This window comes from Shewanella sp. 553 (assembly GCF_059338375.1).
The window spans coordinates 270,237-290,057 of the sequence record NZ_CM181701.1 but is presented as its reverse complement, the minus strand read 5'-3'; the positions used below and the strand labels follow the sequence as shown (position 1 = coordinate 290,057).

The window sequence follows — 19,821 nt, the reverse complement described above, 5'->3', positions numbered from 1 at the left end:
GGAGAACATGAAAGCGAAACTTGGCGGACATCGACAATACTTAAAAGTCTGCCAACTTAGCGTGATGGCACTGGCTCTTGGGTTTTCATGTCTTTATGCTTCTCCGACGCAAAAACTGGACGCAAACCGTATCACCTCTACTCTAGAGAGCCGATACGGTGAGCGCGCCGGTAAACGCGCTAAAGCCTGGTTTAAGGTGCTCAATGAAGCACAAGGGTTAAGTGAACAAGAAAAAATCACCAAGGTGAATAACTTTTTCAATCTTTTTCGGTTTGTCGATGATATTAAGCTTTGGGGCGAGAGCAACTACTGGGCAAGTCCTATGGAATTTATCGGTGTCAATGGGGGTGATTGTGAAGACTTTTCTATCGCAAAATATTTCACTCTATTGCAACTTGGTATTGCCGATGACAAACTGCGCATCACTATGGTCAAAGCCACTTCGGTGAATCAATATCATATGGTACTGGCCTACTACGAGACCCCCGGTTCAATCCCCTTAGTCCTCGATAATCTCGATAGAACGATAAAACCCGCCACTCAAAGAAACGACCTTATTCCTGTGTATAGTTTCAATGGTCGACAGCTATGGTTAAATAAAGAGAAAGGACGAGGTGTGCTTGCAGGCTCATCTGAACGTCTTGAAAAATGGAATGATCTCAAACACAGATTGGGTGTCGAACGACTTAGAATGCCCAAATTAAGATTGGAGTAGCTATAACAATGACACTGTTTCGACAGATATACTCACTACTTTTGGGCCTGTTTCTGGTTGTTGTCGTTAGCTTAGCTTACGTACAGTTTACTGAGACCCAAAGCTTTTTAACCAAGCAAATGGAGTCTGACCTCAATAACACCAGCCACAGCCTAGGAATCATGCTAGTCCCTGATTTAGAAGCGGGTGACATTGTTGGCGCCGAAACCTTGATCAATGTGATCTTTGAGGGCGGTTACTATCAACAGGTCAAACTAACTTGGTTAATTGATGGTAAACAACAAGTATGGGAAAACGAACTAAAAATCCAAGGGGTGCCACAATGGTTTATCGATCTGGGATTTTTTGACACCATCAGCCGTGAAAGCACCATCACCTCAGGCTGGTTACAATTAGCCAAATTAGAAATTACTGCGCATCCCGGTTTTGGTTATAACGAACTATGGCGCACCATGACCAATGCCATAATCGCTATTTCAATTCTATTTTTAATCGCCATTATGTTAGCTCGCTTCGGACTCACGTGGATTCTGCGACCTTTGCATGATATCGCTGAGCACGCCACTGAAGTGGCTAAACGCAAATTTGGTCCAGACATGCCTCTTCCCAAGACCTCTGAACTCAGGTCAGTCGTCGAAGCTTTTAATAGTATGTCGCATCAGCTGAAGAAAATCTTCAACTCTCTCGATGAAGAGGTAACTGAATTAAGGAAGAAAAATCTCGTCGATCAAGTCTCTGGATTACCTAACCGCCAATACATGATGGCACGTATCCAAAGCTGGCTGAACGAGCCTAATAATGGCTCGTTAATGATGGCGAAGTTTGATTGGCTAGAAGAGGTGCACAGCAAATATGGCTACCAAGTTCGTGACGAAACCATACGTTTACTTGCTCAAAGGTTGCAGCAACAACTCGATGAAATAGCACCTTCTGTTATTGCGCGTATTGCGGCTTATGAATTTGCTTTTCTGATCACCAGCGCCGAACACGAGCAAAGCAGCAAATACTTACACACCTTGATTAGAACCGTGAATCAGGAGATCTCTAAGGCAGGCTGCAAACCTAATGAACAATTTACCATCGGTATCGCCCAGCGTTCAGAGACGATGACAGTCTCTGAGCTCTTGTCACAAACAGACAATGCATTGCAGCAAGCCACCGCCGAAAATAATGTGTTTCACTGGTTTGAGAGCAATGAGAAGCAACTCTACAGCAAAGAGCAGTGGCGTGAACATCTTAGCGCAGCGATTACAAACAAACACTTTCAATTTAAATGGCAGCCCGTTTCTCTCAACAATCAGACCACTGTGGTACAGCGCGAGCTGTATTGCCAATTAACTATTGGCGATAAAGAGATCCACGCAGGACAATTTATGCCTTATGTTGAGCTATTGTCATTAGGTTCTTTACTGGACCGCTGCCTTATAGAGTCAATTATCGATAATGGCATTATCGAAAAGCATGATGAGCCGATTGCAATCAACCTGACATTCCACAGCCTAAGAGATGTCGAGTTTCATAAATGGTTAAATCAGTTTCTACGCAACAGTCGATTTAGCCAAAGAATTGTGTTTGATATCCCAGAAGCGGGTGTCTATAGCGACCCTGATGCCTGCCAAGCTCTATGTACCATCATTAGAGACAATGGCGCACACTTTGGCATCGACCACTTTGGTCGTCAATTTGGCTCAATGGCTTACCTACAGACGCTGCGTCCAAGTTATGTCAAATTAGATCAGTCCTTCGCCTACTATGATGAAAATGAGCATAGCAGTGAACTCTGCCGCGCGCTCGTTAACGTTGCTAAAGGGCTGGATATTCAGGTGATTGCCACAGGGATTGAAGAGCAGGCGCAACTGGCCAGGTTTGAACCACTCAAAACCGAGGCTTACATGGGTTATATCTCCCCACCCGAGAAAGTACCTAGTTAATAATAAAAAAGCTGCCAATGGCAGCTTTTTTATGCCGAAAAATAGTGAGGCGGATTACCATACGACCACTGCCCTATTGCATAAATGATAACTCTTTTAAGAGAATGTCCGCGTTAAACGAAAAAAGCCCACTGATTGCTCAGCGGGCTTTTCGAAAGTGGTCGGTGATAGAGGATTCGAACCTCTGACCCTCTGGTCCCAAACCAGATGCGCTACCGGGCTGCGCTAATCACCGAAAATCTTTAATTTGTTAAAATACCGAGTTGGACTCACTATTTTATAATGTGGTCGGTGATAGAGGATTCGAACCTCTGACCCTCTGGTCCCAAACCAGATGCGCTACCGGGCTGCGCTAATCACCGAGTCTCTACTTTAAAAAGTAGTAGATGTTTTATGAGGTCGCCCTCAAGTTTGAATAAGAAGTAATGGGGTGACTGATGGGACTTGAACCCACGACAACCGGAATCACAATCCGGGGCTCTACCAACTGAGCTACAATCACCACTGATATTACTACTTAACTGCTAACTTTAGCATCAACTCCAACTGGTGCACCCAGAAGGATTCGAACCCTCGGCCTCACCCTCCGGAGGGGTGCGCTCTATCCAGCTGAGCTATGGGTGCCTGCCTTGTTAGCGCCGCATATAATATGGATTATTTAACGGCTCGTCTATAGCAAACATCGTTTTTTTTATGCGTTTGCTCAACTTTTAACAGATCTGCGCCTCTTATGGTCAATTACGGTCAATATACCGTGCTAAAGTCAAAATAATGACTTGGTGCTGTTTCTTTTTTATGCTATTTATAATCTTCATCTAATGCACTAACAGATATGATAATTATATTGAAATTGGCGGAGTCATGTTTAGGGAAAAAACAGACCAACTTGCGACTCGTGAAATTGACAAATTAAGCAAAAGGATTTCCCGCTTAAGAAGTCTAGCGCGTAAATATAAACGATCTGAAGTGATTCAGAATGCTTTATTAGATATTTCGAACGTCGCTGCAAGTGCAAAACGTGCTGATGATTTTTATTCTGGGATACAGCGAAACCTCAATAAGCTTTTGCCTGCTGATAATTTTTTCATCGCTCTACTTAATCACGACACAAACGAACTCAATGTTCCCTTCTTCGTCGATGAAAAAGATCCTCACCCGAGCGAGCTTTATCCAGCAGAGAAAATTTCCAACACATTACACAGTGGCTTAACCGGCTATGTGTTACGTCAACAGCAAGCCTTGCTGTGCGATGAGGATAAATTTAACCAGCTGATCGCTGATAACCAAATTGTCAGTCGTGGTTCCAGCTGCCACCAATGGCTTGGTGTCCCTATTTTTAGTGGTGAACTAACCATTGGCGTACTGGCCATTCAAAGTTATAACCCCGCGATCAGTTATGGCGATATTGAACTTGAGCTACTTACCTTTATTAGCCAGCATGTCTCTGGCGTCATTGAACGGGTACAGTATCAACACAACCTCGAAACCGCTATCGAGCATCGTACCAAAGAACTGAGCCTGGCTTACGACAAGCTCAAGCAAGAGGTCAATGAGAGGCGCCGAGCGGAGCATCTACAAAAGTCACTGTTTGAAATTGCCGAACTGTCTAACTCTAATATCGATGACAATATTTTTTACACCGAGTTACATCGAGTGATCAGCCATCTGTTACCCGCCAATAATTGTTATATCGGTCTACTGGACGACAGCAGTCACTATTTGAATTTCCCCTTCTATGTATCACAGTTAAACATGGATCTCCCCTCTAAACGGCCGCTGGCTGACGGTTTAGTTGAGTTTATACTGAAGCACAAGAAACCCATGTTACTCGAAAAGTCCGATATCAAAGCGCTGATCGACACCCAACAACTGTATGCTATCGCGCCCCAACTCAATCATACCGAGACGATTAATCAATGGATCGGCGTGCCACTATTTATTCAGGGGGTGGTCAAAGGGGCGCTAACCATTTACAGCTTCAGTGCCTCTCAAACCTATCAAGAAAAAGATCTCGGCTTATTAACCTTTGTGTCGCAACATATTGCCACTGCCATCGAGCGTAAATTATCGGCCGAGTCATTAAAGCAAAGTTATGAACAGTTAGAAGAGAAAGTCGCCCAGCGGACCCGCGCATTAGCCATGCTCAATCAAGATTTAGAAAATGAGATCAGCCAACGACGTAAAATTGAGCAACAGTTAGTGCATGATGCCTGCCACGATATTCTGACCGGCTTACCCAATCGGGCACGGTTTATGGAGCGTTTAGGCCAAGCGGTTAAGCATGTCAGACGCCATAGTTTAGATCGTTTTGCTTTGCTGTTTATCGACTTAGATCGTTTTAAGCTGATCAATGATACCTTGGGGCATTTACAAGGCGATCGCTTTTTGATTGAAACGGCTCGACGACTTAACCTGTGTATCCGTGATAACGACACACTAGCACGCATTGGTGGCGATGAATTTGTCATCCTGCTCGATAGCATTCACGACAGTAATGATGCCATCGAAGTGGCCGAACGCATTCTCGGTGAGTTATCGGCGCCTTACCAATTAGAACAGCAGAGCTTTACCTCCGGGGCTAGCATTGGTATTGCCTTTAGCGGTCAAAATAACAATGATACCAGCGAATCCTTGCTTAAAGATGCAGATGCCGCCATGTATCAGGCAAAATCCAATGGCAAAGGCTGTTATGTTGTCAGCGACAACCGCACAAGAGGAAAACTGGCCCACGACATCACTTTAGAGATAGAATTGCGTGAAGCCTTAGCCAGCAAAAGCCTAGCCCTGCAATACTTCCCTATTATGACTTTAGACAGCCAAGAGGTATTGGCGTACGAGCCAAGACTCTATTGGCAACATGAGCAATTGGGTAAACTTAAACAAGCACAACTTAATAATATTGCCGAGCATTGTAATCTCACCAAAGAGCTCGATCTTTACCTCTTTGAGCAACTTAATCTCGATTACCCTAAACTGCTCGCCGTCAGCGGCCCGATACAACTGCATTTACATGTTTCCAGCCGTCATTTGAAACATAAACATGCGGTACGTAAACTGAAAAACCGTCTAAAACAGAGCTGCAGTAAGCCAGAAATGATCTGGATGTTCTTCGATGAAAAAGCGTTTGTGCAAGATACCGACAGCCATATAAATGCGTTTGAGATGTTGCATAAACTCGGGATAAATTTAGGGCTACATGCCTATGGCAGTGCCCACAGCGCCTTGAGTAGCCTTAGCTTTTTACCATTGAGCGGCCTCAAACTTGACCCGAGTTACATTGGTCATTTAAGTCATCCCCAACATAAAAAGCTCCTCAAAGCCCACCAGTTAGCCGCTAAGGCATTAGGGTTAAACATATTTGTTCAGGGGGTTAAAACCGAGCGGCAGCATCAACAACTGCTTAATCTCGGCTTTACTCAGGGACAAGGACTGGCACTTGGTGAATCGATTGATGCAAAAAACTTAACCACGCCCAAACAAGCGCCAGATAGTTTGACAGCCTAAACGCACAAAATAATGAGGCTAACGTCTCATTATTTTTTGAACATATCACGAATGTTGGCAATATTGGCTTTACCTGATTGCACCCGCTGCTGCTCAGTTTGTGCCGGCTTGCGATTTTCCCAAATCAGATCGTCTTGAGGCAATTCGAGTAAAAAACGGCTCGGTTCACAACGCATCACCTCGCCAAACTGACGCCGCTCACGACAGATCATAAACCACAGCTCTTTTTGTGCACGAGTAATGCCCACGTAAGCCAGACGCCTTTCCTCCTCGACGTTGTCTTCATCGATACTGCTTTGATGGGGCAAGATGCGCTCCTCAACCCCCACCATAAACACGTAAGGAAACTCCAGCCCTTTTGAGGCATGCAAGGTCATTAGCTGTACTTGATCGCCCGCTTCATCCTCGCTGTTACGCTCCATCATGTCGCGCAATGTTAAGCGCGTCACCACCTCTGGTAAGGTCATGGCCTCATCAAGATCATCCCCTTGCAGCATTTCGGTCACCCAGCGATACAGCTCCGAGATGTTTTTCATGCGCATCTCTGCAGCCTTGGCGCTGGTGCTGGTTTCGTATAGATAATCTTCGTAATTGATATTACGAATAAGGCGCTTAACCGCTTCTACGGGTTCACCACGGTTGGCCTCTTCGCCCATATCGACGATAAACTTGCCAAACTTATATAACGACGCCATTGCCGCAGGTGGTAGATGATGATTAAGCTCGCCTTGAAATATCGCCTCAAACATCGAAATTTGTTTTTCATTGGCGTAATTGCCTAAGCGTTCCAGTGTCGCAGGGCCAATACCACGTTTAGGCAGATTAACGACCCGTAAGAAGGCATTATCGTCGTCAGGATTCACCACTAAACGCAAATACGCCATGATATCTTTAATCTCGGCGCGGCCAAAAAATGAGGTGCCGCCACTGAGCTTATAGGGAATGCGGTTAGTCATTAACGCCCGCTCAAGTAAACGCGATTGATGGTTACCACGATACAGAATTGCGTAATCACCAAATTGGGTTCTACCAACAAATTTATGCCTAATCATCTCGGCAATCACCCGCTCAGCTTCTTGCTCTTCATTGGCTGCCATCAATACCCGCAGCGGCTCGCCATAGGCCAGCTCACTGAACAGCGACTTGTCATACACATGGGGATTATTGGCAATCAATATATTAGCGGCGCGCAAAATACGCTGGCTAGAACGATAGTTTTGCTCGAGCTTAATCAGCCTTAATGAGGGGAAATCTTTACCCAACAACACTAGGTTTTGTGGTTTAGCGCCACGCCATGAGTAAATAGACTGATCGTCATCACCCACCACAGTAAAGCGGGCACGCTCACCCACCAGCAATTTAACCAGCTCATATTGGCTGGTGTTAGTATCTTGGTACTCATCGACCAATAAATATTGAATACGCTTTTGCCAACGCTCTCTCACCTCTTGATTATGCCTTAGCAGCAACGTAGGCAATAAAATGAGGTCATCAAAATCTAATGCGTTATAGGCCTTCATATGCTGAGCATAGCGCTGATATAACAAGGCAAATAACTGCGACTGTTCATCTTTGGCAAGTTTGCGCGCCTGAGCGGGGATCACCAAATCGCCCTTCCAGTTAGAAATAGCGGTCATTAACAGACGCAGCAGATCTTTATCACCATCGAGTTCGTTTTCAGTTAACTCTTTAAGTAGCGCAAGGGAATCTTGATCATCGAACAGTGAAAAGCCGGGCTTTAACCCCAATACTTTATATTCACGTTTAATGATCTCCAGTCCTAAGGTGTGGAACGTTGAAATCCATAAACCGCGCGCTTCTTTACGTCCCATAGATTGGGCAACACGCTCTTTCATCTCGCGAGCCGCTTTGTTGGTAAAGGTCACTGCGGCAATCGTTTTGGCTTGATATCCGCACTTTTGCACCAGATAAGCAATTTTATTAATGATCACGCGCGTCTTACCACTGCCTGCGCCAGCTAAGACGAGGCAAGGACCTGAAACATAATGGACAGCATCATTTTGACCGGGATTGAGCTTCATGAATTTACAACTACCAAGCAGATAAAAGGGTCTAAATCAGAGGCAGATCATACCAGAATCTACGCCCATCTATTGAGATAAAATAACCAGCGGCTTTTTAATTTGTTATCCGCAGTAGCTCAGGTACAATTCTCAGCATATTGACTTGATTGCCCAGAGGCGAAAAACCATGATTAATCCAAAGAAAATCGAAGAGATGGCTAAGCAGCTTAGCGATAACCTTCCTAGCGGTCTAAAACAATTCGCTGGCGAATTCGAAGATAAAAGTAAGCAAATTTTACAAAACCAACTGATGAAACTCGATGTGGTGTCACGCGAAGAGTTTGACGTACAACAACACGTTCTGCTTAAAACCCGTGAAAAACTCGAAGCCCTGCAAGCCCAAGTTGATGCCTTAGAAGCCAAGCTCAACCAAACCGCAGGCGAATAAACTGAATCAAGGCGGTGTCACTGCGATGTGATATCAAAATTGATGCTGACTCAACGAATCAAGCTTGAGCAGCACAGGGCTAACCTGCGAGGTTGCTGCAACCTCTTTGATTTAATGGCTTTTGTGCGAGGTAACTTTTGGGCAAGGTAACATTTTGACGCTCTCGAGGCGCTTATTATTGGCACTGACTATCGGATGGTTACTCATACTGCTAGTACCTACAGTGCTATTGCTAAATGGTACGTCGCTATTTCCGTTAATCGCGCTTGATTCTCCCTTGGCTGAATTACTCTATTGGGTAACGACCTCTGGCACTGCGCCCTATGGTGCTTTAACCACTCTAGTGTTACTCGCTATTTGCTATACCATGGTGCCTCAACGACAGTTTATCGCGCTGGTATTTGCCGTAGACCTGAGCATGTTTACCACCTTGGGGCTCAACCATTTTCTGAAACCTTTTTTTGGCGAGCCCAGACCCAACGCGGCTTTGATGGCGCAGCAAAGCCTACTGCAATTAGAAGCGTTTTATCAACTTCCGGCCACACAGCGCCGCCCAATGTTGGGCCACGCCCTTAGCCAACTTACAAACACCCCATTAGTGACCACTGAACCCGAGATCAGGTTGTCGAATAAAATTGCCGATCACTGGCAACACGAAGTCGGCTTCTCTTTCCCTTCGGGCCACACCTTATTTGCCGTCACCTTATCGATGGTGTTAAGTTATTTTCTCTTACTGAGCGGTCAATACCTGTTGCCATCATTATTAGGATTATGGAGTTTAACCATGGGGTTAAGCCGCATGTTACTGGGAATGCATTGGTCGCAAGATGTACTGGCAGCAACGGTTATCGGCGGGGTAATGGCCTTATTGTGTATCGCGATTATCATTCAGTTCCAGCAAAAACTATTACCCGCTATGGCAACGGTATCACCCCACGACGCCCCTTAGCGGCACCTTATTAACGAGCACCCGATGACGACAATGCAACTCGATAAAATTGATATTAAAATCCTATCGCTACTTCAACAACATGGGCGCTTATCGAATCAAGAACTGGCCGCGTTAGTTGGCCTATCTCCCTCCCCCTGCTCGCGCCGCGTCAAAGCCCTTGAAGATAGTGGCATTATTACTGGCTACGCCACCTTGGTGAGTCCAGACTTCTTTAATCTGCATTTAACAGCCTATGTACAGGTCAGACTGGAAAAACACAGCCAAGGGGTTCTCAATGCCTTTGAACAAGCGATGAACCGCTACGACGAGGTGCTCGAATGTTGCCTACTCACCGGCAGTGACGCCGACTACCAGCTCAAGGTGTTAGTCGCTGATATGGCGGCTTTTAAACACTTCTTGCTAGAGAAGCTCACTACCAACCAAGATATCGCCGGTATTCGCTCAAGCTTTGTGCTCAAACAAGCAAAAAACCACACCGCCATACCACTCCCCAAGTCACATGACTAAACTCATCGTAAGCTAAACATCAGCCAAACATCAGCCAAACATTGCGATAATCAGCACCCATTAGCGATTATTTACTCACGCAATCTAATTGCGTCACATAACCACACCTGCAACTCAGAACAATAAAATCGCACCAAAATGAATCTAACAGCAAGAATAAATCGTAAAAATGCCAAACAACAAAAACAATCACCCCCCATAAATAATAATCTCGCAATTTCAACCTATTGACCTAATCGTTACAAGCGCTATGATGCGGCCTCTTTGCTAAAGGAGCGCACAACGCAATGAGTTCAAACGATTCAAGCCATTTTAGTTCAAGAGTTGGCTTCATTATGGCCGCAGCGGGCAGCGCTGTCGGTGTTGGTAACATCTGGGGCTTTCCAACCCAAGCCGCCACTCATGGTGGTGGTGCATTTTTACTGGTTTATCTGGTTCTCATCCTTATCCTTGGCTATCCCATGTTAGTTGCCGAGCTGATGATTGGCCGCCATGGGCAAACCAACCCTGCCGACGCTATGGCTAATATCGCTCAATCCTCTTACAGTCGTTATGTCGGTAAAGTGATCGGTTTTGCTTCTATCATCACCGCCACCTTGATCTGCACTTTTTATATGATCTTATCTGGCTGGTTTGTCAGTTTTGCCATCGCGCCTATCGCCCAACTATCAGGTTTTGAACAGGCGGCCAACTGGCTAATGGCCTTCTCTGTAGAGCGTAATCTGGTTTTCACCATCATCTTCACCCTGCTAGTGATCATGGTGATCCGCCAGGGCGTGCAACAAGGTATAGAGTGTTGGTCTAAACGGCTAATGCCACTGCTGTTGGTAATATTGGTGATGGGCGTTGGTTATATTCTTACTCAGCCCGGTGCTGCTGACGGGTTAACTGCACTACTGGTGCCTGATTTTAGCCGGATTTGGGAAACCGAGGTCTTAGTCGGTGCGCTAGGGCAGACCTTCTTTTCTCTGACCATTGGAACTGGCGCTATGATGGTATACGGCGCCTACCTCAATAAGCAGGAAAACATTGCTACGCTCTCCGCTTATGTCACCTTAACCGACACCTGTGTGGCCTTTCTTGCGGCGTTAATGATCATCCCGGCCATGTATGCGGCGCAGCATAATGGCGTGCAGATCTTCAGCGCCGACGGCAGCCTGTTAAATGCCGATACTCTGGTATTTACGGTATTGCCCGCCCTGTTTGACACCTTAGGTGGTGTGCTAGGGCCGCTGATTGCCATCATCTTTTTCATACTGATGACCATTGCAGGCTTAACTTCCGCTATCTCAATAGTCGAAGTACCGACCAGCTATATTGTTGAGAAAACCAACATAGAGCGCCACCGCGCCACCTATTTGGTAGCGAGCGTTATCACCCTTCTGTCGACGATCATGGTGTTTAACTTTGAGCAGTTGTTTGGCTTGATGATCACCATAACTACCGAGCGCGCCCAGCCCCTGATTGCTTTGGGTATCGCTATCTACCTTGGCTGGGTATGGAACCGACACAGCCTCATTACAACAATCCGAGCCCAAGAAGGCGCCAATGCCGATGGTCTTTTTTGGAAGACTTGGCCTGTGTACGTCAAATTTGTTTGTCCGTTATTAATCACCCTTATCATAGTGCAGTTGGTTTCTGGTTAACCATTAATAGCTCAAAGGCACCGCTTGATTAATGCTGCTCAATTCAGAGTTAAAATGAGCCATTGACCGATCTTTTAAAGTCTTCACCATCAAATTCGCTTAACAGCAATGGTGATCCTGTTTGCTATAACGTTAATTATCAGCCACAAAAAAGGGGAATTTAATTTCCCCTTTTTTGTGTGCCAGCCATCAGCCGTGACTAACGCAGTACCTCTTCAAGCGCTCGTAAACATAACGCCACGTTCTCACGTCTTGCGCTAAAGCCCATCAAACCGATACGCCATGCTTTACCGGCTAATGCGCCAAGGCAGCGCCTATCTCTAAGTTATAGTTTTCCAATAACTGCTTACGCACTAAGGTATCATCTACCCCTTCAGGAATATAGACAGCATTGAGTTGCGGCAAACGAGATTGCTCATCGACTACAAACTTAAGCCCTAATGACTCCAGCCCTTCGCGCAGCACTTGATGTATGTTTTGATGACGTGCCCATGCATTTTCGAGCCCTTCTTCGGCAAGCAAACGAAGTGATTCATGCAATCCATACAGCGCATTCACCGGAGCGGTATGATGATAGCTGCGCTTGCCACCCGCAGCTTGATCGCCGCTCCAATAGCCCATCACTAGGCTTTGATCTAAAAACCAGCTCTGTACCGGGGTTTTACGTGCTTTAAGCTTCTCTACCGCCGCAGGCGAAAATGACACTGGCGATAACCCTGGTACGCAGGAGAGACATTTTTGGCTGCCCGAGTAAATCGCATCTATGCCCCATTCATCCACTTTAAGCTCCACGCCGCCTAAAGAGGTCACTGCATCGACGATAGAGAGACAATCATGCTGTTTAGCTAAGGCACACAAGCTCTTGGCATCTGACAATGCGCCAGTTGAGGTTTCTGCGTGGACAAAGGCTAAAAACTTCGCATCAGGGTTAGCTTTTAGTGCAGCCTCAACATCGCTAACTGAAACGGGCGTGCCCCACTCGTTATCGACGACCACCGCAGTTGCACCAACGCGCTCAACGTTTTGACGCATCCGCTCACCGAATACCCCATTACGGCACACAATCACTTTTTCGCCGGGCTCAACTAAATTAACAAAACAGGTTTCCATCCCCGCGCTGCCTGGCGCCGATACTGCGAGGGTCATGGCATTTTCAGTTTGAAAGGCATATTGGATCAGTGATTTGAGTTCATCCATCATACCCACAAATAGCGGATCGAGATGACCTATAGTGGGTCTCGCCTGTGCCGCTAATACCTCAGGATGTACATCGGACGGGCCTGGTCCCATAAGGATCCTACGTGGGGGGGTAAATGCGTTTACTTTCGGTGCTGCTAACATCTTATATCCTCTATAAAGCCTTCGCTTTATCCATTAGGGTTCGGGCTAACTGTTGGTTTATGTGATGACGAGATTTAAGCCTGCCTACCACATCCCTACGTATTCACAGTTATGTCTGTGCCATGAGTAGCATCTTATTAGAGTCATTAATTATTCGTGCTTAGTATTCGAATTCAATGTGTTACCCATAGCAAGATAACATATAAAAGGACGCAACAGCGTCCTAAAATCGTCTCATTTAGCCGCAAGCATATCGACTACTGTCGATTATCTAAAAACAGCTTATAAGCTGGACTATGGGTTTCCTCTTGATAGACAAAGCCCACATCGGTTAGAAACTGCTGAAACGCGATAGCATCGCTTTCTGGCACTTCAAAGCCAGCAAGTACGCGCCCATAGGCAGCGCCATGATTGCGATAATGAAACAGGCTGATATTCCATTTGCTCTGCAAGGTCGTCAAAAACTTAAACAAGGCGCCTGGGTGCTCTGGAAACTCAAAGCTAAACAGGCGCTCATCGAGTTCTTCTGGCGGATGCCCCCCCACCATATAACGTACATGCAGTTTAGCCGTCTCGTCATGGGAGAGATCTTGCACTTCAAAACCATCGCCCTCTAATCTCGCGATGATCTCATCGAGCTCGCTCTGACCATGTGACAGGCGAATACCCGCAAACACCACCGCCTTATCACGGCTAGAGAAACGATAGTTAAACTCGGTCATAGCACGCTTATCTAACAGCTCACAAAAGCGTAAAAAGATTCCGGGACGTTCTGGCACTTTAACCGCCAAAATAGCCTCTTTTTGCTCACCCAGCTCACAGCGCTCCGACACATAACGCAGGCTGTGAAAGTTAACGTTGGCACCGCTCAAGATGGCAGCCACCTTCTGACCTTTGCCTTCATCACCGATATATTTTTTCAGTCCAGCCAGTGATAAGGCACCTGCGGGCTCTGCGATGGCACGGGTGTCTTCAAAAATATCTTTAACCGCGGCGCAAATCTCATCTGAGGTAACGGTCACCACGTGGTCGACATATTCTCGCGCCAAACGAAAAGGCTCTGCACCAATCTGTTTTACCGCCACGCCATCGGCAAATAACCCTACTTGCGATAACACTACACGTTCATCGGCTGCAAGCGCCGCTTTTAGGCAGGCAGAGTCTTCCGGCTCAACCCCGATAATCTTCACCTGCGGCATCACCGCTTTGTAATACGCGGCGATGCCTGCGATTAAGCCGCCACCGCCAACGGGCACAAAGATCACCTCGAGATCGCGCTGTTGCTGCAACATCTCTTGTGCAATCGTACCTTGACCTGCAATAACCGCTTCATCATCAAACGGGGCGACATACACGCGCCCCTCATCTTGAGCGAGTTGCTGGGCATACTCATTGGCCATATCGAAAGACTGGCCATGCAGCACCACATTGCCACCCAGGCGGCGCACCGCATCGACTTTAATTTCGGGTGTGGTTTCTGGCATCACGATCACAGCACTGATCCCGCGCGCCGAAGCAGACATCGCCACACCTTGGGCGTGATTGCCGGCAGAGGCGCACACGACGCCGCGCTCACACTCTTTTGCATCAAGCTGAGCGATACGATTATAAGCCCCGCGCAGCTTAAACGAGTGTACAGGCTGCATATCTTCGCGCTTAAGAAACACTTGGCAGCCCAAACGCGCAGAGAGCTTATTTAGGCTAGAAAGCGGGGTGATTTTAGCCACATCATAGACAGAGGAGAGTAAGATCTTCTGCAGATAATAGTGCGCTAAATCTAACTGAGATTGTGAGGCTAATGCCAACATATTAATCCTCCAGCTTACTAACATCTCGCACAGCGCCTTTATCGGCACTGGTGGCAAGCATGGCGTAGGCTTTAAGCGCAAGCGATACCGCGCGTTGTCGATCTTTGGGTTTCCACGCCAGTTTGCCACGCGCCTGCATCGCTGCGCGGCGACTCGCCAGCTCTATCTCGCTAACCGCCAGCTTAATAGTACGTGCAGGAATATCGATTTCGATTCGATCGCCGGTTTCAACTAGCCCGATAGTGCCACCCGCAGCCGCTTCTGGAGAGACGTGACCTATGGATAAACCCGATGTGCCGCCAGAGAATCGACCATCGGTGATAAGCGCACAAGCCGCACCTAAGCCTTTAGATTTCAAGTAACTGGTTGGGTAAAGCATCTCTTGCATGCCAGGGCCACCTTTAGGGCCTTCATAGCGAATGACCACCACATCACCCGCAACCACTTCACCACCTAAGATACCGGCGACGGCATCATCTTGGCTTTCATAGACTCGAGCACTGCCCACAAAGGTATGATTAGCTTCATCGACGCCAGCGGTTTTGACGATACAACCATCCAGCGCAATATTGCCCGACAAGACAGCTAGGCCACCCTCTTGGCTAAACGCAAATTCACGGGTACGAATGCAGCCCGCTTTACGGTCGACATCGACACTTGGCCAGCGGCAATCTTGGCTAAAGGCTTTGGTTGTTGGAATACCGGCTGGCCCTGCAGAGAAAAACTTGTGCACCGCTGCATCACTGCTTTGGGCGATATCATATTTAGCCAATACCGCTTTAAGGTTTTTACCGGCAACATGGCTCACATCAGTATGCAGCAAGCCGGCTCTGTCTAGCTCACCTAAAATGCCCATTACGCCACCAGCACGATGGACATCTTCCATATGATACTTGGGTGTCGATGGCGCCACTTTACAAAGGTGCGGCACCTGACGCGACATTCTATCGATATCGGCCATGGTAAAATCGACGCCGCCCTCTTGAGCCGCTGCTAACAGATGCAATACGGTATTGGACGAGCCGCCCATGGCGATATCCAGTGCCATGGCGTTCTCGAACGCTTTAAAGTTGGCAATATTGCGTGGCAAGGCTGATTCATCGTCATGCTTATAGTAGCGAGTCGCCAGCGCCATCACGCGGCGACCCGCCTCTAAAAAGAGTTCACGGCGATCGGCATGGGTAGCGAGCATCGAACCATTACCCGGCAAAGATAAACCTAGCGCTTCGGTCAAACAGTTCATTGAGTTGGCGGTAAACATGCCTGAACATGAGCCGCATGTTGGGCAGGCGCTACGCTCAATTTTTTCACTGTCTTCATCTGAGATACGGTCATCAGCCGCGGCCACCATGGCATCGACCAGATCCAGCTTAATGATCTTATCCGATAGCTTAGTCTTGCCCGCTTCCATCGGCCCGCCCGAAACAAACACCACAGGAATATTAAGACGTAGCGCCGCCATTAACATACCAGGGGTGATCTTGTCGCAGTTTGAGATACACACTAACGCATCGGCGCAGTGGGCATTAACCATATACTCAACGCTATCGGCGATCAGCTCACGTGACGGTAGGCTATAGAGCATGCCGCCGTGCCCCATGGCAATACCATCATCAACCGCGATGGTATTAAACTCTTTGGCGATACCGCCGGCTTCTTCAATCGCGCCCGCCACTAACGAGCCCATATCTTTAAGGTGCACATGCCCCGGCACAAACTGAGTAAAGGAGTTGGCAATGGCAATAATCGGCTTACCGAAATCGTTATCTTTTACCCCTGTCGCTCGCCAAAGTGCACGAGCACCGGCCATATTGCGACCTTCGGTACTGGTAGCTGAACGTAATTTAGCCATGAGACTACTTCCTTTTTTGTCGCTAGGTCATTGTCATGCCTAGTATTTAATGTTGCCCTTTGATAATGCGTTCGCATTATCGGACTTTCACTCATCTTATCGTAAATCGAGGCTAACGGATGAAAAAATGGCAAGCCATTTAGAGCGGCTCTAGCCAGCCCCATTTGTCTTCTGTTTCACCGTTAAACAAGCCAAAGAAGCTCGCTTGAATGTCTTTAGTAATAGGCCCGCGCTTACCCACGCCTACCTCGATACGATCCACACTTCGCACCGGCACAATTTCGGCCGCGGTACCTGTCATAAAAATCTCATCGGCTAAATATAAAAACTCGCGCGACATCGGCTCTTCCACCACTTCATAACCTTTATCTCGCGCCAAGGTAATAATGGTGTCACGGGTGATGCCCATTAAGATCGCTGCCGTGGCTGGCGGGGTATACAGCTTATACTTTTTAATGACGAACAGATTAGCGCCCGCGGCTTCGCTGACGAGGCCATTGACATCGAGAGCGATACCTTCGTCAAAGCCATTACGTTTTGCTTCTGTGGAAATTTGCAAAGATGACAGATAGTTACCACCGGCTTTTGCTCCAGTCGGAATGGTATTTGGCGCCAGACGATTCCAAGAAGTTACCGCCACATCGACGCCGCGCTCCATGCTGTCTTCACCTAAGTAGGCGCCCCAAGGAAACGCAGCCACCATTAATTCACATTTGGCATCTTTAGGCGGAGTGATCCCCATGCCCACATCACCATAAAACGCCAATGGGCGGATATAGGCACCATCTAACTTGTTGGCAAGCACAATATCTCGGCAGGCTTGCATCGTTTGCTCAAAGCGATAAGGAATTGGCATACGGTATATTTTTGCCGAATCATACAGTCGCTGCACATGTTCAGTTAGACGAAAACCCGCTGGGCCAAGATGAGTCGCATAAACTCGAATTCCCTCAAATACCGAGGTGCCATAATGCAGCGCATGCGACATGACATGCACCTTAGCATCGCCCCACGGCATGATCTCACCATTAAACCAAATCAATTCTGCAGTTTTTGCGGCCATAATATTTTCTCATCTATAGGGCTTATGCGTTTAGGGCACTAGCGGGTTGTATTTGTGTTGTAGATAGTCTTGTCGTGAGTTTTGTTGATAGCTGTTCAGCCGATAACACTTGGCACTCGGTGACATCAATCAGTTTATTGAGCTGATGGCTGAGCAGCTCTAGGGCTCGCTCACTCTCCACCACCATGTCGACCTGTGTGGTGCCGTTAGCAGCCAGTTGCATATCTAGGGTAGTGATTTTAAAACCGCGATGGCGCACGACACGTAATACGCGCTCTAACACTTCGGGCTGCTGAGCTAAGGTTAAGGCTAGGTTATAGATCATGTCTGTTTCTCCATCTCATCCATCATGTCGCGGTTACATGCCCCAGGAGGTACCAGAGGCCATACGTTATGGGCTTCATCGATCCTCACATGCAGCAGAAACGGCCCTTGGGTGTTAAGCATTTCATCAAGCGCAGCGTCAACCTCCGCGCTGTGGGTAATGGTGCGCCCTGGAATATCAAACGCCGACGCCATAGTGACAAAATCAGGGTTATCGGACAGGTCGGTTTCACTAAAGCGCTCTTCAAAAAACAGCTGTTGCCACTGTTTAACCATGCCCAACTTCTGATTGTCGATAAGCAAAATTTTGAGGGGAATTTGACGACGCTTAACTGTGGTGAGCTCCTGCACATTCATCATAAAGGAACCATCACCTGACACCGCGACCACACAGGCATCGGGGCGTGCGACTTTTGCGCCAATCGCCGCCGGCAAACCAAAGCCCATAGTGCCAAGGCCAGCGCTGGACAGATGATCTTCTGGGCGTCGAAACCACATGTGCTGCGCAACCCACATCTGGTGCTGACCCACATCACAGGCAATCACACTGTCTTCGGGTAATTTATTTGCCAAACTATTGAGCATTTTAGGTGCAAAAATCAGCTCGCCTGGCCGGTCATAATTCCATTGATGTTGTGCCTTCAAACCTGCAACTTCAGCTTGCCAAGGGGCAATAGCCATTCGCTGGGCGATAGCTGGCAAGATTTGGCGTAGATCGCCAGCAATGGCCACATCAGGGCGACGCAACTTGCCAAGCTCGGCGACATCGATATCCAGATGCAATACTTTGGCATGTTCGGCAAAGGAGGCTAACCGCCCCGTCACGCGGTCATCGAAACGCGCACCAACCACGATAAGTAAATCGCACTCCTGCACGGCAATATTAGCCGCTTTGCCGCCATGCATCCCCAGCATACCTAAGTAACCTTCACTATCATGGGCAATACAGCCAAGCCCTTTGAGCGTCGCTACCGAGGGGATGCCAGTCACATCAATAAAATCTCTAAGCTGCTCAACCGCGCCCGCCATGCCAACGCCGCCACCCACGTAAAGCATGGGTTTGCTCGATTGTACGAGCAGCCCCCTGGCTGCTTCAAGCTGACTCGCATCTGCCTGAGGCTCAGCTGTTAAGCCTAATAGCGGGGCTTTATAATCGAGCATGGCTATTTGAATATCTTTAGGAATATCAACCAGAACAGGACCTGGACGGCCAGATGCGGCAATGTCAAAGGCGCGATATAGCGTCGGTACAAGCTCGTCGATATCAGTCACCATAAAGCTATGTTTGGTACACGACAGCGACATACCCAGTACATCGATCTCCTGAAAGGCATCGGTGCCAATCACGGCGGTAGAAACTTGGCCTGTGATGGCGACTAAGGGAACTGAATCAAGCAGGGCATCAGCCAGCGCGGTCACAAGATTGGTGGCACCCGGCCCCGATGTTGCAAAACAGACCCCTGTTTTACCGCTCGCTCTAGCGTAGCCTACAGCAGCAAATGCGGCGCCTTGCTCATGACGACTGAGCAGATGTTCAACTGGCGCGCCATACAGGGCGTCATAGATGGGCATAATTGCGCCGCCTGGATAACCAAATACTGTGGTTACGCCATGCGCGGCAAGTACTTTGATAACGGCGTCTGCGCCTCTGATCTGCTGCCCTGGTTCCATGTGCTACATCCTGCATTGTAAGTGTTGTCGGGGTT

The 19,821-nt window shown here is 47.7% G+C and carries 13 protein-coding genes, 4 tRNA genes and 1 pseudogene; 7 read left to right on the top strand and 11 right to left on the bottom strand.

The features are described 5' to 3' along the window. Positions 1-7 precede the first annotated feature (7 nt). Together AC5YBZ_RS01410 and AC5YBZ_RS01405 are read left to right on the top strand one after the other, a co-directional pair. Entirely contained in the window at positions 8-715 is a 708-nt protein-coding gene (locus tag AC5YBZ_RS01410) for a transglutaminase-like cysteine peptidase (protein WP_494520285.1), read from the top strand. Positions 716-723: 8 nt separating this feature from the next. Continuing rightward, positions 724-2,646, top strand: coding sequence for a bifunctional diguanylate cyclase/phosphodiesterase (locus AC5YBZ_RS01405; RefSeq protein ID WP_494524243.1), 1,923 nt, complete (start codon positions 724-726; stop codon positions 2,644-2,646). A 158-nt stretch (positions 2,647-2,804) separates the two neighbouring features. Here AC5YBZ_RS01405 and AC5YBZ_RS01400 read toward each other — a convergent pair. The 4 genes from AC5YBZ_RS01400 to AC5YBZ_RS01385 form a co-directional block, all read right to left on the bottom strand. Next, positions 2,805-2,881: transfer RNA gene (locus AC5YBZ_RS01400), tRNA-Pro, on the bottom strand. A gap of 50 nt (positions 2,882-2,931) precedes the next feature. After that, a tRNA-Pro gene (locus AC5YBZ_RS01395) sits at positions 2,932-3,008 on the bottom strand. Between the two features lie 64 nt (positions 3,009-3,072). Next, positions 3,073-3,148, bottom strand: a tRNA-His gene (locus AC5YBZ_RS01390). 45 nt (positions 3,149-3,193) lie between these two features. Next, positions 3,194-3,270: transfer RNA gene (locus tag AC5YBZ_RS01385), tRNA-Arg, on the bottom strand. Between the two features lie 237 nt (positions 3,271-3,507). On the opposite strand from AC5YBZ_RS01385, the gene AC5YBZ_RS01380 reads away from it, so the two are divergent. Then, complete coding sequence (locus AC5YBZ_RS01380) at positions 3,508-6,150, top strand: sensor domain-containing diguanylate cyclase (RefSeq protein ID WP_494524242.1); 2,643 nt, start codon at positions 3,508-3,510, stop codon at positions 6,148-6,150. Between the two features lie 29 nt (positions 6,151-6,179). Here the strand turns inward: AC5YBZ_RS01380 and rep are convergent, their stop codons facing one another. After that, positions 6,180-8,192, bottom strand: a complete 2,013-nt coding sequence (gene rep / locus AC5YBZ_RS01375) for a DNA helicase Rep (RefSeq protein WP_494520288.1) — start codon at positions 8,190-8,192, stop codon at positions 6,180-6,182. A gap of 169 nt (positions 8,193-8,361) precedes the next feature. On the opposite strand from rep, the gene ubiK reads away from it, so the two are divergent. The 4 genes from ubiK (at position 8,362) to AC5YBZ_RS01355 (ending at position 11,727) form a co-directional block, all read left to right on the top strand. After that, complete coding sequence (ubiK, locus tag AC5YBZ_RS01370) at positions 8,362-8,622, top strand: ubiquinone biosynthesis accessory factor UbiK (RefSeq protein ID WP_494520289.1); 261 nt, start codon at positions 8,362-8,364, stop codon at positions 8,620-8,622. Between the two features lie 178 nt (positions 8,623-8,800). After that, entirely contained in the window at positions 8,801-9,571 is a 771-nt protein-coding gene (locus AC5YBZ_RS01365) for a phosphatase PAP2 family protein (protein WP_494543323.1), read from the top strand. 24 nt (positions 9,572-9,595) lie between these two features. Next, positions 9,596-10,081 carry an Lrp/AsnC family transcriptional regulator gene (locus tag AC5YBZ_RS01360; protein ID WP_494520291.1) on the top strand — a complete coding sequence of 162 codons (486 nt, stop codon included), beginning with the start codon at positions 9,596-9,598 and terminating at the stop codon, positions 10,079-10,081. A gap of 287 nt (positions 10,082-10,368) precedes the next feature. After that, positions 10,369-11,727 (top strand): sodium-dependent transporter, encoded by a 1,359-nt coding sequence (locus AC5YBZ_RS01355; protein ID WP_494543322.1) that lies wholly within the window; start codon positions 10,369-10,371, stop codon positions 11,725-11,727. Positions 11,728-11,926: 199 nt separating this feature from the next. Here AC5YBZ_RS01355 and AC5YBZ_RS01350 read toward each other — a convergent pair. From AC5YBZ_RS01350 to ilvG, 6 genes and pseudogenes are all read right to left on the bottom strand, one after another. Beyond that, positions 11,927-13,068: pseudogene (locus AC5YBZ_RS01350) on the bottom strand (pyridoxal-phosphate-dependent aminotransferase family protein). Between the two features lie 257 nt (positions 13,069-13,325). Further along, entirely contained in the window at positions 13,326-14,876 is a 1,551-nt protein-coding gene (gene ilvA / locus AC5YBZ_RS01345) for a threonine ammonia-lyase, biosynthetic (RefSeq protein WP_494520294.1), read from the bottom strand. A gap of 1 nt (position 14,877) precedes the next feature. Next, positions 14,878-16,728, bottom strand: a complete 1,851-nt coding sequence (gene ilvD, locus AC5YBZ_RS01340; protein ID WP_494543321.1) for a dihydroxy-acid dehydratase — start codon at positions 16,726-16,728, stop codon at positions 14,878-14,880. 139 nt (positions 16,729-16,867) lie between these two features. After that, entirely contained in the window at positions 16,868-17,791 is a 924-nt protein-coding gene (locus AC5YBZ_RS01335; protein WP_494543320.1) for a branched-chain amino acid transaminase, read from the bottom strand. Between the two features lie 22 nt (positions 17,792-17,813). After that, positions 17,814-18,116 (bottom strand): acetolactate synthase 2 small subunit, encoded by a 303-nt coding sequence (ilvM, locus tag AC5YBZ_RS01330; RefSeq protein WP_494543319.1) that lies wholly within the window; start codon positions 18,114-18,116, stop codon positions 17,814-17,816. Further along, complete coding sequence (gene ilvG, locus AC5YBZ_RS01325) at positions 18,113-19,786, bottom strand: acetolactate synthase 2 catalytic subunit (RefSeq protein ID WP_494543318.1); 1,674 nt, start codon at positions 19,784-19,786, stop codon at positions 18,113-18,115. The genes ilvM and ilvG overlap by 4 nt, the downstream gene beginning before the upstream one ends. Positions 19,787-19,821 lie beyond the last annotated feature (35 nt).